This window comes from Chitinophaga fulva, assembly GCF_012927205.1.
Classification (GTDB): Bacteria; Bacteroidota; Bacteroidia; order Chitinophagales; family Chitinophagaceae; genus Chitinophaga; species Chitinophaga fulva.
Genome location: NZ_JABBGC010000001.1, coordinates 1,835,148 through 1,852,339, shown reverse-complemented (window position 1 = coordinate 1,852,339; position 17,192 = coordinate 1,835,148). Strand labels below are relative to the sequence as shown.

The following is a 17,192-nucleotide window of genomic DNA, read 5'->3' as shown; positions in this document are numbered from 1 at the left end:
TTGGTATTTTGATATTTAGATGGATACTCTCTCATATACGACTTCGCCCTTACGGGTATAAGCCACCAGTACGGTTTTGCTGTCTACCGCACCAGCCACCGGATAGGTGGCATACACACTGTCCGCTGTCAATGTGCGACTGGTAATGGTTTGCCCTTCGGGCGATTTTATCGCTATCCCTACCCTGCTACGGAAATCACCCTGCCACTTCACCGGCTCGTCCCAAACAATCACCACCCGGTCGTCCGGAATGGTCACTATCTGCGGGTGTTTGGCCATTGGCGCTTTGCTGAGTGATTCCTTCTGCGTATAGGTTTTACCGTTATCTTTCGATGCAGCATAAAAAACGCCCTGCCCACTGCCCATGGTAAACCAGGCAAAATGCAGCCCGTTTTTATTGGCGGTGAGGGCAGGCCCTGTATGCGGGCATCCGTTCACCACCCAGTTGTCCGCGCTGATACGTACCGGCTCACTGAAAGACCGGCCACCGTCTACAGACACCTGGTGCACCATATCCCGGATAGAATCGTTGATAATATCCCGGTAGGCCACATGGATATCGCCATTGCCGGCTACATACAAACGGGTACGGCAACACTGGCACACCGTATTCGCGATAGGCTTCGCTGCCTGGAAACCGTTCTTCCCTTTGGTTACCGCCCAGTACAGGGTGGAGCCCTCCGCTTTGGTATCCTTACGGTTGTCCAGCCAGATAGCGGCAGCCTCTCCGTCCGGCAACAAGGCCATGTCAAAATAACGCTGATCATAACCAGCCGTATCTGTCACCAGTGGCACCGGCGCTCCCCAGGTACGGCCACTGTCAACCGATGCCGCATACATCACTTTACCGGCGTACTTATTCCGCGGATCATGCTGTTCTACGCCAAACAACGCGATGATACCGCCATCAGGCTGAAACAACAGCTTCGGCAGGTTTTCCGCATGCGGATATACACCGGCCGTGGATGTTATCTTCACCGGTGATGAAAACGTATATCCATTATCGTTAGAAACGGCATAACACATCACACCTGTATCGGCCGTACTGTCTTTTTCCACCCAGCTGATCACGGTACGCCCTTTTGCATCTTTGGTAATGTATGGACAGGATGCATCTTTACCTGCCTGCGACAATACCACCGCACCCACCGGCGCTGTCTCTTTTGGCCGGCACGAAGCCAGTCCCATCATCACTATGGCTATATATAGTATGCTTCTTTTCACGAACTGTTTTTTTATTTCTTACCAACAAATGTGTAAGCCACGCCAACATTGAATGTTTGCCTTGGCCCTATACGATAACTCTTCCCATAGGCAGATTTCTCCGCCGTAGTAGCATATAACTGGTCACCAACATTCATACAATTCAACCAGCATTCAAATCCTTTCCACTGGTATCCGGTACGGATGTTAAACAAATCGTACCCATTGTACCACGCTGTATTGGCGGCATCCATATAATACCCGCTGATATGCTGCCATTCACCACCAATACGGAAACCTTTTAAGAAAACAGGTTTCCAGGTGATCTCGGTGTTGGTGATCCATTTAGGCGCGCCATTCATGTCATTATGATCGTATGTTTTTCCATTCTCCGTATAGGCATCGAAAATATGCCGCGCATAGGTACCGCTGGTACGTAAGAACAAAGACTTCACCGGCGTATATCGCGCATTCCACTCTATGCCCCGGTGTGTGGTGGCGCCGGCGTTCTGGTTGGCGTAGGAGCCATCCGCATCGCGTACACTGATAATTTCATTCGTACCTTTCATCTGGTAGATACTTACATCCACATAACCTTTCTGATGAGCGAAAGCAAACCACCCACCTGCCTCATAGTTATCATAGGTAGCTGATTTCAGGACCGGCACCTTCACCCCTCTGTATAGTTCTGAAATATTGGGCGGTGCAAAACCTCTGCTATAGTTCGCATACAAACCACGATTGTGTTGCAGATTATAAGTCAGCCCCAACTTGGGAGTGAGCGCATTAAAATTATTTCTTTCGCTGGGAGCCCCGGTGAATGCAGATGGTGGCAGGTAGTTATTAAAATCATAATCCATCCTGTCATAACGCAACGCGGCCACTACCCGCATGTTTTCCACAGGTGCAAAGGCGAACTGGGTGTACACGGCGGTATTCAGCAATCCCACCCGGTAATTGGTCAGCAGGGAGTCTGAAGCCTGATAACCCGTATAGTAACCAGCGGCATTTTTGGTAATATCAATGTAATTAGCATGATAGGTAGCGGGACTGTAGTCCGCGCTGACACCGGCTATCAGAGACGCCTGTTTCCAGTTGAAATCTTTTTTATGCTGTGCTATCACGCCATAGCTGTAGAAAGCATCACTGTTGATTTCTCCTCTTGCCTTGAGGGTATTTCGGATATCTTTTATCGCATAAAAAGGATTTTGCCCGATGGTGCTATGCCGGAAGAAGGCGGTAACACTGGTATGATTGCTGGTATTCCATTCATGTTCCAGCGTGCTGCGGATACGCAATGCTTTTACTTCACGGTAGCTGAATGTCTGGAAATTCGTATAGTCTTTGACGTAGAAATGGGCGCTGTCAAGGCCGCCGGTCTGATCTGTTTTATAATTGACCAGCGTGGCAGTGGTGGTCCATTTATTGTGTTCGTTCAACTGTACGTCTGTACGGGCGGTTACGGCGAGTTTATGAAAATCGCTGTGGTCCATATAGCCGTTCCGCTGATCGGCGTAATAACCACCTACATAAAAACCTGCTTTGCCTTTGGTATCGGACACGCTGAAATCTGTTCGTTTATACCCCCAGTTGCTGGCTTCCAGCTGAACTTTAGCAGTAGGTACCAGTGTAGGCGCTGCCGTGATAAAATTCACCGCGCCGCCTACCGCTTCGCTACCATACAGGGAAGAAGCAGGACCGCGGATCACTTCAATATTGCGCAGGGCCGCCATATTCACTTCTATCAGGGCGTTGTGGTTAAAATCGCCCACGGTGCGGATGGGAATGCCGTCTTCGAGATATAGAAAAAGGCTTTTATAACCAATAGGCTGCCGGATGGCCATGGTATGTTGTTCATTTCCCAGGTCTACCATATATACGCCGCTTACTTTATTGAGCACTTTATCGAGCGTAGTGGCTTTGGTTTCCTGTAGTGTTTGCGGGGAAATGGTGCTGATGGCTATGGGCGCTTCTGTTCGCCGTTGTTTTTCCCTGGAAGAGGAAACGATCACCTCATTCAGGTTGGTAGAACTGGCTTCCAGGTAGATGACCGGCATTTGAGCTGCCGCTGACGCGGCTATTTTCCGGGTGATGTACCCCACATAAGATATCTTCAGAGAATCAGGGCCCGCTGTTACAGGCAATGTGTATCGTCCCTGTGCATTACTCGTGCAGCCTTTTCCGGCTGCTATCAGGTTCACACTTACGCCAGGCAAGGCTTCCCGTGTCCTTGCATCTGCTACGCGTCCGGCCAGCTCCTGGGCATGGCCTGCCCGCATCGCCAAACAGGCAATGAGCAGTAAATAAATTTGTTTCATTATGTCGTCAGTTGGATGTATGCCCTTGCAGGCGCACACCTTGGTTTGTCAGGAATATAATCATGTATATAGACGGATCGGCGGCTAAAAAGCCTGCTGATATCTTGACCCGGGGCTTTAGCCCTGGGAAGGATGGAACATGCCTGTAGACAGCCCAGTATAGGTATCCAGCTGTTAGGTTATCTAACTAAAAAAGGCATTCCGAACAAATATCAGCTCAGGGATTGCGGCGGATGGAAAATAGTGTGGATGGGGGTTTCAACGAAAGGATCGGCGTAGAATACGATGTGCGCCACAGGTGCTGCAGACGGCGCTGTGAGCCGCTCAGGCAGGGCATTGACAAACATCACTTCGTAACGTTCTTTGTTACTGTTGCTGTTTTTGTCCTGACTGGCATCGCGATCCAGTTTCTTTTTCAAATAACATTTACCGTTACAATGCATTTCGGGCTTATTGCGGTTTTCGCAAAGCACCTGTGCAATAAAGGATTGTTGCGCCCTGAACTGCAGCACAATGAGGCTTTTGCTGAAAGTCTGCAGCAAGAGGCCCAAAGAAATGCATATGATGAGGAAATATTTCACGACACAAACTTATAAAAGAAATGTTAAAGAGATCATGATTTTTATCAGGGCGATTGTTAAGCATCATCAGTCTTTTTGTTAAGTATCGCCCGAAGGGCAAAAAAAATCCCCGGGACTAAACCCCGGGGATATACTATAATAGCCGTATCTGTTAATTAACTATTGCGATAATACGAACCGGAAGGTAATACCCCCCCTGGTATTCGTAATCGGATAGGCGGTGGAAATAACAGGGATCGTTTGTCTGCGGTCATAGAAGAAACGCAGGTTCAGGCGGTTATTCACCACATAATCGATAGACGGGGCAATGCCTACCACCTTCTGACCGCTGGTAGGAATCACCAGGTCGGCATCCAGACGGTTATTGGCTGTCTTATCATCCCGGAAGCTCAGGTCCAGCCGGAAGTTAAGATCGTTCTGAAGACGCTTGCCACCATTTTTACCCACTGCAAAAGGCAGTTGTAATCCTCTTATACGATACCCAGCGCCGATCACTATTTCGCTGGAACGCAATTCGGTCAACTGGTAATCGATGAGGCTGAGGCTGAGTGAACGGCTCTTCCGGAATTCCACCCGCGCATTGAGGCTGTTGGTGAAAGTAAGGTCCACGCCCAGCAATGGAGAGAACTGCTCTGTCAGCGTCAGGTTAGGTACCAGGAAATACGGATAGTAGTTGCCGGATATTGTATCCCTGAACGCCGGGTAACCTGCCAATCTCGGGTCTTCATAATACATGGAGGTATTATAGGAGTTCATCGACAGCGTGCCGATATACCCGTGTGTCAGCGTAAAGTTGGTCAGGAAGCTGCGGAAAGGTTCCAGCTTAGACAGACCATTATACGTAATACGCCAGTTAGGCCTTGGTACATAGTTTCTGAACGGATTGCTCTTCACGGTATTACCCGGTCCTTCCAGCAACCCTATCTTGTCCGGTGACTTACCGGTATATGCCGCGAGGAACGCAGGAATCAGCACGTCCTGTGCATACCTGGTATAACCGTAAGCGTAAGCAGGATCTTTAGGATCACCAGACGGAACACCCGGATCTTTGTTGTACGGGTTGGCCGCACCCAGTCGCTTGGAAATAATATTCCGGTAAGCTTCAAAGTTGCGGAACGTTTCTGACACACCATTTGCTGTATTGATTTTACCAAACATCGTTTGAATAGCGATGTAGGAAATCTCAAAACCACCGGCGTCATACGGGCTCAGGTGCTGGAAGCCCTGATCAACGCCGTTAGTGTCCACCAGGTTTTTATACAGCTCTGTATGTGTTTTGGTAAACGACTTGGTCATGCTCAGATCAATACGCAGGTCGTTGAACGGCTCCAATTGCGCCTGTAAATCCCAGCGTTGGGTATACTGTTGCTGGAACTGTATGTTCAACGACGGATCACGTGTGATCAGTCCTTTCTTCGCAAAATCATCCAGCCATTTTTTATCAGGCTGTTTACCCAGTACAAAACCGATACCCGGCGCCATCGACTGCCAGTTCATGCCCAGCACTTTGGTGCTGTCCAGGTAACCAGGCAAACGCGTACCAGCGTTCTCGTTATAATTGAAACCAACTCTTTTCAGTGCCATCAGCGCTTTCAGTACACCCTTCACCCACGGATTAATTTCGTCGGAGGACGACTGGTTATTGTTCTGCTGATCTTTCTGTTGATTGTTGTTTTTGTTCTGTTGATTGTTATTGTTGGAAACAGGCTTGCGTGCATTGACCTGCCGGAGGAATTTGGACTTATTGTACAGTTCCACAAACTTAAACTCAGCAGTCATCGTTTTCTGCATGCTATTCTCGATGGCGTTACCCAGGTAAAGCGCCAGTCGGGAAGCGCCTGTCCAGCGGTATTCCGTACTGTAACCGATGGCCACGTTGGTCCAGCTAAGGGCCGGGAACTTGGCAGTAGGCAGCGTATACGTGAAGTTAGCATTATGCATATAGTTCACGGAACGGCCACCTTTGAAGAAGTTACGCCATATGGTGTCTTTCTTCGCCCCGGTATTGATTCTGCCTGCAGGTTCATCTACACGGGAATTGCTCACCGCATTGAATTCTATATTGAGGCTGCGGGTCAGGTCCCATTTCAGGGTATAATAACGGTCAAAAGTGAAGTACTTATCATACGTCTCGGGCAACTGGTATTTCACATCACCGCCTACGTTGCGGATACGGGAAGCCCCGAACTGACGGATAATGTCTGCACGGAAACTGATGATAGACGGCACATAGTTAACATTGAAGTCCCGTATGAGGTCCAGCCAGTGCGTTTTAGTCTTGATCAGCTTCTTAAACGGCTCCAGGTATCTCGGCTGACCAGCGAAATTGTACCCGATACCACCACGGTGTTTGGTCAGCAGGTCACTCTGAATAAGCGGGTTATGGCGATTGATCTGCGAGAACGAGTAACTGACATCAAAGTTCTCAATATCCCACAGGTGACGCTTGCCTTGTCGCATATTGAGTTTCCGGACGTTGGTAAAGTTCAGGCTGGTGATAGAGGTGAAGTCCTGCGCATTCTTACGGATGGAGTCCCGCTCCCATCTGGACCTCGCCAGCGAGAGTTTATCTTTCAGCTTAATATCAAGGTCATAAGGGTCATACTCAGGATTGCTGACCGATTGTGAATAACCGGCATATACCGGGATAGACATGCCTGCTCTCTTCGGCAGCAGTTTACCCAGATCGAGGTTGGCCGCGGCATCGTATTGCAGGAAGTTATCACGGAAACGTTCATTCACCCGCTGGTCGATATTACCGAAACCGGCCGTATGCATATTTCCGGACAGCGAGAGCGTACCCAGATCGGCCAGTTGCAGGTCCAGTCTTCCGAGAGCGGCGTAGCCACCTTTTTCATCGAAATCAGAAAGGCGCAGTTCATCGAACCATACCTCAGCACAACGTGGCATACCATCATCTTTCGGATTCAGGACACCGATCATCATGGTGCGGGCATCACCCAGGCTTGGGTTACCTACTACCGACATGAAGTTGCCGAATTCGTCGGCCACCGGTGTCATCGGATAAGCCAGCAGCGGAGAACAGGAATCACACATGTTCCTTTTCTGTTTCAGTTGGCTCAGGCGCTCCATGATGAGCTGCATATTATTGCCATCCGGCCATATTTCAATAGGAGCCTTCGAATTCCAGGCAGTTACTTTCAGCGGAATACGGTATTCGTAGTAGTTGCTTACAAAGTCGCTACCAATACGGATCACCGCCTGTACCTGTCCATCTTTCAATGCGGTGGCGGAACCTACGGCTTCTGCGTGCATGTACATTTCCATTTTCTTGTACTGACGCAGGTCCATGTTGAGTGTTTTATACAGCGAACGGATTTCACCGTCCTGAAGATTACATACCTGAACAGACAAAGACTGTTCATTCAGCTGCAGCGTGGTGTTGTTGGTGCTGATGGTATTCTGTCTTACCACTCCCGGAGGCAGCACATACGGAATAGGGCTGCGGGAAGAGTTCTCTTCAATATTTACAGAGGAAGAGTTAAAAGTAGTGGTCTGGTCTAACGGCACAGGGTCGCCAGGTCTCAGCTCATACATATAACGGCGCCACTGGCTGCGTACCAGTTCCAGTTTGGCGAAACGCACCACCACAGGATCAGCGAAATCAGTGAGGAACATACGCATGAAGCGGATGGACTTAAAGTCGGGGATATTGCCCACTTTTGAGTTGAACTGGTTCAGCGGCACTTTAAACTGGTACCATGTTTCTGTGGTTTTCTGGCCGTTAGGCAGGTCTACCGGTGCATCAATTTTATCCACAATGTAGTTGGTACCTACGGTCATACCTGGTTTAAGGTCTACACGGTACTGGAAGTATTCTTCCGTTTCATTCATGGTATTGTCCCTGTTCAGGTCTTCCGATTCAGGGATATTGGTAGCTGCGGTAGAGAAAGTGGATTTCGGATCAGAAACCGGTGAGTTGCCTTCCGGATTGCTATAATTTTTATAGCGCTCGAGGATGCCGGCACGGGCAGCGTCGTAATCGGCGTTGCGGTAGTGCTTATAGTCATCGTTGGCCGGGTCTCTCTGGGCCTGTTGGTATACGGGAGAGCCGCCGAAGTTCATGGCCATCGTGTCCATATAACTTCTGTAGAAAGCTGCTTCATCAGAAGATTTCAGACCGTCATATCCCACGTCCTGGTAGGAGCGGATATTGGGATCATTATCGAAGGCCTGTGTGATCTGTTGCTGGAACTTAGGCTGGCGGCCCCATTTGGAGGAGTCGATTTTATTCGGGTCCTGCCGGGGGTCGGGCATACCGTTTTCAAAGAATTTTTTCGAGTCTTTGAGGATGTCTTCTGATACGTTACCCAGGTTGAAGAAGAGGGAACCTCCGCTGCTACCGGGTGTTTTAATGAAGGGGTCCTGAATCCAGAACTCGATATATTCGATATTGGCCGTTTCAAAGTCGCTGTTGTCGATGGCGCGCATGATACCGCCCCATCTTGCTTTCGGACGTGCCAGTTTACCATCGCGGTCCATGGATGTTGGACTACTGGTGAAGTTGTACGGGCCTCTTTCTGTCGGATAGTAGGCCAGGTCAAGGGTACTGAGCTGGCTTTGGCCGAAGTCGGTAGACCTGTTACGGAACACTTCTTTCTGGTAAACGAGCCTTACGCGGGGGTCTGACTGGTCATCCAGGGAGATGCCTGCCGGCAGGTTCGGGGATTTGGGCAACTGGAGGGTAGGCTCCAAGATATACCAGGCCAGTTTAGCCCTGTTTTTACCATATTCAAATACGTTGCTCAACTCCGCTTCGGGGAATAATACAGTACCCGCCGCGTTGGTAGCGCCTTTCGGCGTGGAAGCCAGCGCCCAGCTGGTAGCCGGGAACTTCAGGTCATATCCGCTTTTCACCCCTTCAAAGTCGTCGATATAAGCGGTACCCTGTTTGCTGCCGGGCTGATTGATCAGTTTACTGTGACCGGGGAAGAGGCGGGCCACCTCACCGGTGAACAGGATATTGGAAGGTGCAGTAGTGCTGTAGTTAGGCAGTTTATCGAGGAAACGGGTCAGGCCTTTCCATTCAGAAGCATAGTTCACATCAAGACCTACCATCGTGTTTTTGATAGGGTCTTCGCCGTAGTTCACTTTCTGGTAGTAGGGCCGTTCAGTCATGCGAACGACGGTACCGCCGATGCTTAGTTTATCATTAACGAGGTAATCGAAGCGGGTACCGAAGTAGTTTCGCACCTGTTGTCCGAACAGGGCGTTGTTTTCAAACTGTACATTGATCGGTACGCCGGAGTTGAGCACCCCACCGTTGATGATTTTGAGCCTGCCGAGGTTATAATCAATGATGTAGTCCACGTTTTCCCGCAGCAGCTGGCCTCCGGCCGTAACGGTCACGGAGCCGGGCGGAATAGTGATACCGCCACCCAGGTTGATTTCCGATGAGTTGGCCGATTTATAGGAGCCTCGGATCACGTAGCGGTTCAGTTGCGGGAACTGTTGTGCTACCACTTTAATGGAGTCGTACAGTACGCGGTACAGGTATTGTTTTTCGAGGGTAGCGTCGCCGCCGAATGCTTTCTTCAGACCGTCGGCAAATGGTTCCAGCATGGGGAACATGATCTTACCGGTCAGGGAATTGATCGTATATCCTTCCACGTAATCGAACACACCGTCCGGTTGCGGGTCCAGCTGGTTATTGAGGCGGTCCAGGTTTAGCACCGTGATGATCGGTGCGCCGGCATAATCGCCTTTGCCATCCGGGAGATAACGTTTGTCGCTCGGGGGCCTTCCATCTGCACCGGGGTCTTTATAGAAGACATCCATTTTAAAGTCCTGCTTGTTCACCTGGAAGGCGCCGGTAGCATAGACGTTTTTCATCATCAGCTTCCAGATAGGCAGGATCGGACGGGCAGACGTGGCTTTCAGCAATTTCAGGAACAGTACCGGGGAGTTGGCGCTGTTGTTCTGGTCCGGTGGCACGTCCTGTGAGAATTCACCCACCTGGTAAGTACGGCCGTTATAAGTATATTGATAAGCTACCGCCAGTACTTCATCTGGCTGCAGCTGTTGGTTAAGGGAGATGAAGCCCAGTTGTTTGTTGACCGTATACTCTGTAGAATCCAGTTTACGGGCGAAAGTTTTTTCAAATTCCGACACAGGTTTAAGCCCTAATGCCAGCAACCGGCTTACGACGAGGCTGGTGTTACGGCTGGCCGGATCGTTGATCATGCTTCCATACAGGTTGTTCGTGGCCCTGTCAGGCAGATGAGAGGTGGTGTTGACCCTGATCGAGGTGTTCCAGGGTTTATATTCACCGAGGTCCATCAAGCCCACGATGTCGCGGGTTTGCGTGGTGGCCCCTGTTTTATTCGTCACCCATACCTCAATCCTGGTGATATTGGACAGGGAGCGGATGATGGGAAGATTAGACATCGCATAGTTGAACGTATCGCGGTAGAACTGTGCCAGCAGGAAGTGCCTGTTGTCTTCATACTCGTCGGCCCGGATGTTATAATCCTGCACCATGGTACCGCCTTTGAGCATGAGGTTTTGTTTCTGCGACTTCTGGTTGGACAGTACACTGGTAACAGTGAGGCGGCCGAACTGCAGTTGTGTTTTCACCCCGAAGAGCGATTGGATACCGGATATCAGGGAGCTACGCAGGGGGAAACTTACGTTACCGGCTTCTATTTTCTTGATAATTTCATCGTTATAGCCGGTATATTCCAGTTTCACCTGATTTTCAAAATCGAAGGTGGACTGGGTGTTATAGTTGGTAATGAGTTTCAGTTTATCCCCGATCCGGCCGGTAACGTTCATGTTGATGCCCATATCGAAGTTGAACCCTCCGTTTTTCCGGGCTTGTTCCACCAGTACCGGGTTTTTGATATTCTGGCCCTGATAGCCGAAAGTGAGGTCCAGGCTACCCTGGGGACGGATATCCACTTTACTGCCGCCAAAGATGCGGTCAAACAGGTTGCTGCCGTTATACAGCTGCGGACCGTTGCCCCGTTGGTTAAGGTTACCAAGGGCGCTGGCCCGTTTCTGCCAGTAATTTCTTTCGCTTTGCGCTGACTGGAGCTTATAGAACTCGTCGAAGTTCATATAAGTAGGGTTACGGTAATTTTGATTACCGATTTTCTCCGTAACGGTGTATTGTTTGGTAACGGGATCGTATTCTACTGTTTTGTTGATATTGGCGGGGTCGTTCAGGTCAATAACATTCCTGGACGCCGGATCCGCTATACTGGGGCCGCGCCTGTCCTTTAGGGGATATTTCAAGGTATCTTTCTTCCCGGTAGTATCGATTTTGGTATTACCAGTGATTGTGGTGTCCGACTTCCAACTCGTTCTGCTCAAAAAATGAAAATTCCCGGATCGTTCCCTTGCGGCGGTGTCAACAATGATAAAAGATACAATTCCTATTACTGCAAAAGCGCCATAATAAGTCTTTCTTGCCAAGAAAAATAGGTTTTTATAGAGGTCTTGATATAATTATAAACTTTTCAGGGCCTTTTTGATCAGCTCTTCCAAGTTTTGCAATAGTGGTTCATTCTTCATAACTCTCTGAATTGCCGTATCCGCCATGTTCCGGGCTATGCCAAGAGTTACCAGAGCATTTAACGCGTCTTCATGAATTGTATTGTTTACGGTAGCAGATAATTGTAATCCAACGGTATCCTTTTGTTTTATTACCTTGTCTTTCAGTTCCAGAATGATTCTTTTGGCTGTTTTGGCTCCTATGCCTTTTACACTTTCCAGCATTTTTTCATTTTCCATCATGATGGCCCGCTGGATGTCTTCCGGTTGAAGAGAAGACAACATCATTCTCGCCGTACTGGCGCCTACTCCCGATACGCTGATCAGTAAGAGAAACAGGTTTTTTTCTGTTTCTTCAAAAAAACCATACAGCGTGTGTGCATCCTCTTTGATCTGCAGGAAGGTTAACAATTTGCAGCTGTCCAGGCTCTGTATCCTTGAATAGGTATTAAGACTGATCTGAACTTCATACCCTATTCCGTGCACATCCATATGAACAAGAGCCGGTGACTTATAAGCCAATTTTCCATCCAAATAAGCGATCATAGAAGGTAAAGGTTCGATAATTTTCTTAAACTTACGAAAAAAGAGGAATAATTACCCTCTGTGTCAATAAACGGCAAAGATGCTAACTTTTAATGGATTGACAAGCCTTTAACCGGTTCATATGCGACTTTTTTAGGAAATATTCGTTTATATCGTATTTTTACGCCTCGATTTAAACACATATCTAGTTTATATGAATAAAATTACGGCCGCTATTACAGCGGTGGGTGGATATGTTCCTGACTACGTACTGACCAATCAGGAACTGGAAAAACTGGTAGACACAACAGATGAGTGGATTTTGACCAGAACAGGCATCTCTGAAAGAAGAATTCTCAAAGGAGAAGGGAAAGGTACTTCCGATATATGTGTACCTATCGCCCTGGAAATCTGCAAAAAAAGAGGTATTACCCCCGAAGAGATCGACCTGCTGATTGTAGCTACTGTAACCCCTGACATGACCTTCCCCGCCACAGCCAATGTTGTAACAGATAAAATCGGTGCTAAAAACGCTTTCGGTTTCGACATCAGTGCTGCCTGCTCCGGTTTCCTGTACGCACTGGACACCGGCGCCCGGTTCATTGAAAGTGGCCGTTATCAGAAAGTAATGGTGATTGGCGCTGACAAAATGAGCGCTATCATTGACTATACAGACAGAACTACCTGCATCATTTTTGGTGACGGCGGCGGCGGCGTACTGCTGGAGCCTAACACCGAAGGATACGGCGTGGTGGACAGCATCCTGAAAAGCGACGGCCATGGCCGCGAATACCTGCACATGAAAGCCGGCGGCTCCGTAAAACCAGCCACGCTGGAAACAGTGCAGAACCGCGAGCACTTCGTGTACCAGGAAGGTAAAATGGTGTTCAAATATGCTGTTTCCAACATGTCTGACGCGGCCAACGGTATCCTGCAGCGTAACAACCTCACTGCAGAGGACATCGCATGGCTCGTTCCACACCAGGCCAACAAACGTATCATCGCAGCCACCGCGCAGTATATCAACCTGCCGGAAGAAAAGGTAATGATGAACATCCACCGCTATGGTAACACCACTGCCGGTACTATTCCTTTGTGCCTGTGGGACTACGAAAAACAGCTGAAAAAAGGTGATAACATCATCATGGCCGCATTTGGCGGTGGTTTCACCTGGGGCGCCAGCTACATCAAATGGGCTTATGACGGCGAAAAAGTCGGCAAGTAATTTTTTATGGTAAAATATACCCGAAGGCCAGGTACGAATGTTCCTGGCCTTCTGCTATTATATAGCCGTTCATCATCTTCATCAGGTCACGACTGATCACCAACCCCAGCGCTAGCCCATTGTCCTGCCAGTTTTCCAGCCCCGCCAGCACAAAATGAGTATCCTCGCCCGTCTTCACCCTTATATACACTTCCGTTTGCCCCATCGCCCGGTCAACGGTTATTTCCAGCATACTGCCGGCCTGCGCTACGGCGACGGCTATCTGCAATAGTTGTATGTTCACCAGTTTCAACATTTCCTCATCCATCAATACAGCAGCGCTTCCGGGAATATAGTTTTTGACTATGATCTGCTTTCGCACCAGCTCCGCTTCCAGCGGCCCCAGTGCACTCTGTATCAACGGCAGCAGTAAACATCGCACCGGCTCATAACGATAACCGGACAATTGCAGCCGCAGCCATTTTAAAATATTGTCAAAAACTTCCAGCACCTTTCCCGAGGTAATACTGATATGCTTTAAAAAGGAAGCCATTTCCGCCTTTGACAGGTTACCTGATTTAAACCGGGCCGCTACCGCTGTCAAATGAACCAACGGCCCTCTGAAATCCCTCGCCAGTATACTGATCAGCTTATTCTTAAAAGCATCTGTTTCTGTCAAAGCCTGATTAGCAGCCGCCATTTCGCGATACCCCCGCAGCAGGGCCTCATCCTGCTGCTTTAGGCGCTGGTAATGCCAATAGCGTCCAAGGAACAAGGCTAAAAACAACACCACCATAATCAGTATCCCTACTACTATCAACTGATTATTGTCTGATTCCGTCAATTCCGCTGCCAGTACCTGTTGCTGATGACGGTTTTGCTGCCTCAGATCTGACACTGCTTTTTCTTTCAGGAAAATTTCGATATAGTCAAATGAATGGGCGTTGGGCTGATAACGCTTTTCTGCTGCGAGCCGCATAATTTCCCGGCCATACTGCACTGCGTGGGCAGCATCCTTTTTCCGGCTGTAATAATCGTATAGCCGTGCCAGCCAATAAAGGTTCAGTTCTATACTACCGGTTTGCACTCCCAACGCATAAGCTTTCTCCTGGTACCGGACAGTATCCGGATGATAACCCATACGGGGAAAATCATCCAGCCTCCCGTACATATCCATGGCTACATAAGGCATACCGCTGCGCAAAGCATTATCTGCCAGCTGATAAATCGTTTCTTCTGCCTTCCTTCCCTGCCCCTTTTCCACCAGATCGTTCAGCGAATAAGCATCTACATAAAAACTGATTTTGGAACGCGGATATTCTTCAATGACCTGTCTTGCCCGCTTTAATGCCCACCGGACGGAATCTGCATGTGTGCTGTCCTTATAAAAACGCATCACATAATTGACTAACAGGATACCATACACGGAGTCGTTACCGGGAGGCAGCTGGCTGGCCATTTTAAATGCCTGGTAGAAGTAATTGTTAGCATCCTTCCGCCGGCCCATGTTGCGGTAGTATACGTAAATATTGCTGAGCGTTTTGGCTATCCGGGCGGAGTCGCCCAGCTGTTCATGTATCTTCAGCGCTTTGTAGGCGTAGATACCTGCCACCCCAAAATCTGTTTTTAAGGCGTAATACCAGCTCATCAGGTCGTTGGCATCGGCCTGCCCCCTGGCGTCGTGCAGCCGGGCTGCCATATCGCGAATTTTAACCGCATACTGAAAACTGCTGTCAACATCTATCACATCATACAATGCGCTGATCTTCCCCAGCACCGCCAGGTAACCGGCGCTGTCATGCTGCTGCAACAATTCACGGCGCAGCTCCGGCATTTGCGGGACCTGCGCTGTCAGCTGACAGCATATCAGGCATGCTAAAGCGGCGATATAACATTGACGCATATACGTTAAATGAATCACTACAGGATCAAATCGTGTACTCCATCATGAGAAACTCATTGTCTTCTTCTTCCACAATGAGGCCTCCCTTCATCTTGTGCATAAAGTCCCGGCTGATAATAATACCTAACGCAAAAATATTGTGTTCTTTATCTTTCAGTTCTTCCAGCAGCTTACGGGTAGCAACGCCACCGTCCACCATAAACCGTACCGTCACCTTTCCCTTTTCACCATAAGTGGAGATCAGCAGCAGGGTACCAGACCGCGCTGTGCTAACGGCCACCTGTAATAACTGCATGTTCACCAGCCGCAGTATCTCCGTATCTGCGATAACGGTGATCCGGGAACCAACCCGGTTCACGATGGTCAGCTGTTTATCCCGGATTTCTTCCTGCAACGGCTCCAAAGCCTCCGCAATTACCGGCAACAGCTCCGTTGTGACAGGCTGATAAACAAAGCCCGACAGCTGCAATTTCAACCACTTCAGGATGTTATTAAACGCATCCAGCGTTTTCCGGGAAGCGTTACCGATCTGTTTCAACAGGCTCACTACCTCTGACTGTGTGAGCGCACCGGTCTTCAGCTGATCAGCCACGGCAATAATATGATGCAAAGGCGTCCTGAAGTCTGTTGCCAGCATGCTGATCAACCTGTTTTTGAAAGTATCATTCTCTGTAAGGGCTGCATTGTTTTTGGCCAGCTGCACATAACTGAGCGCCAACGCGTTCTCCTGCTGTTTCCAGCGGCGGTAATGCAGGTACCGGCTGCCAAACAGGGATATCAGTAGAATGATGATCATCAACAGCCCTTTGACAATGAGGGTACGGTTCTTTTTTTCTGCCAGCTCTTTTTCCAGTTCCTGTTGCTGTATCCTGGTAGAAAGAGATAATGCCTGCAACGCTTTTTCTTTCAGGAAAAAATCAATGTAAGCAGCTTCGCGATGATGGTTATGATAGCGGTCCATCGCTGCCAGCCGCATGATTTCATTGCCATAGTACACTACTTTGTCCGGCTGCTGGCGGCTGCGGTGATAATCATACAATCTGCCCAGCCAATACAGGTTCAGTTCCATACTGGCCGACTGCCGCGCTACTTCGTATGCCTGCTCCTGATAACGGGTGGAATCCGCAAAGTAGCCAAGCCGCTGAAAATCATATAGCCGTCCATACATATCCATGGCCACATACGGCATTCCTTTTTGCTGCGCCAGATCGGCGAGGGTGTATATCCGCTCTTCCGCCGCTTTTCCATTGCCTGCCCGTACCATGAGGTCGGCCTCAAATGCAGCCACATAAAAACCGGCCCTGCTATCGGGATATTTCTTCAGGATAGCCGCTGCCTGCTGCAATACCAGGCGGACAGAGTCTGTTCGGGTGCTGTCATTTAAAAAACGCCAGGCATAGTTGACGAACATGGTAGCAGTGATGGAGTCTTTATCCGCGGACAGCCGGTTGGCCATGTGAAAAGCGCGGTAGAAATAGTTGTCCGCCTCAACCGGGTGACCGGAATTTTTATAGCAGCCGTAGATGATGTTCAACGAGCGCACCATTTGTGCTGAATCACCTAATTGTCCATTGAGCAGCAATGCTTTATAAGCATACTGAATACCTACGTTATAATCTGTTTTGGCGGTGTAATACCATCCCAGCATATTATTAGCGTCAGCCATGCCTTTGAGGTCTTTGTGCCGGCTGGCTATCTCCAGCACCTGACGGGCATAATAAAACGAACTGTCAAGATTGATACTGGCGTACAATGCCCCGATTTTTCCCAACGCTGATACGTAGCCGGCACTGTCACGCTGCTGCGCCAGATCGCGCTGCAAACGTGGCAATACCGCTGTCTGACCGCTGCCTTTCAGCACCGGCAGCAACAACAGCCATGCAACTATTATGAACATGGCTATATAACGCTTACGCACAAACGTTTTCATCATGCTTCCTGTA

At 49.1% G+C, this 17,192-nt stretch carries 8 protein-coding genes; 1 reads left to right on the top strand and 7 read right to left on the bottom strand.

Features of this window, described 5'->3' with window-relative positions; all coding sequences use genetic code 11:
- Positions 1-15 precede the first annotated feature (15 nt).
- The 5 genes from HHL17_RS07765 to ruvA all read right to left on the bottom strand — a co-directional run bounded on the left by HHL17_RS07765 (position 16) and on the right by ruvA (position 12,163).
- On the bottom strand, positions 16-1,224 hold the full coding sequence (locus HHL17_RS07765) for a sialidase family protein (RefSeq protein ID WP_169224173.1): 1,209 nt from the start codon (positions 1,222-1,224) through the stop codon (positions 16-18).
- 11 nt (positions 1,225-1,235) lie between these two features.
- A complete protein-coding gene (locus HHL17_RS07760) occupies positions 1,236-3,521 on the bottom strand; it encodes a TonB-dependent receptor (RefSeq protein ID WP_169224172.1) in 2,286 nt (761 codons plus the stop codon).
- A gap of 212 nt (positions 3,522-3,733) precedes the next feature.
- A complete protein-coding gene (locus tag HHL17_RS07755) occupies positions 3,734-4,102 on the bottom strand; it encodes a hypothetical protein (protein WP_169224171.1) in 369 nt (122 codons plus the stop codon).
- A 159-nt stretch (positions 4,103-4,261) separates the two neighbouring features.
- Positions 4,262-11,437, bottom strand: coding sequence for a T9SS outer membrane translocon Sov/SprA (gene sov, locus HHL17_RS07750; protein ID WP_240975106.1), 7,176 nt, complete (start codon positions 11,435-11,437; stop codon positions 4,262-4,264).
- Between the two features lie 135 nt (positions 11,438-11,572).
- Entirely contained in the window at positions 11,573-12,163 is a 591-nt protein-coding gene (gene ruvA, locus HHL17_RS07745) for a Holliday junction branch migration protein RuvA (RefSeq protein ID WP_169224169.1), read from the bottom strand.
- Positions 12,164-12,356: 193 nt separating this feature from the next.
- Between ruvA and HHL17_RS07740 the strand changes: the two genes are divergently transcribed.
- Positions 12,357-13,367 (top strand): beta-ketoacyl-ACP synthase III, encoded by a 1,011-nt coding sequence (locus tag HHL17_RS07740; RefSeq protein ID WP_169224168.1) that lies wholly within the window; start codon positions 12,357-12,359, stop codon positions 13,365-13,367.
- A gap of 4 nt (positions 13,368-13,371) precedes the next feature.
- On the opposite strand, the gene HHL17_RS07735 is transcribed toward HHL17_RS07740, so the two are convergent.
- Both HHL17_RS07735 and HHL17_RS07730 read right to left on the bottom strand, forming a co-directional pair.
- Complete coding sequence (locus tag HHL17_RS07735) at positions 13,372-15,249, bottom strand: sensor histidine kinase (protein WP_169224167.1); 1,878 nt, start codon at positions 15,247-15,249, stop codon at positions 13,372-13,374.
- A gap of 25 nt (positions 15,250-15,274) precedes the next feature.
- Complete coding sequence (locus HHL17_RS07730; protein ID WP_169224166.1) at positions 15,275-17,182, bottom strand: sensor histidine kinase; 1,908 nt, start codon at positions 17,180-17,182, stop codon at positions 15,275-15,277.
- Positions 17,183-17,192: the final 10 nt, after the last annotated feature.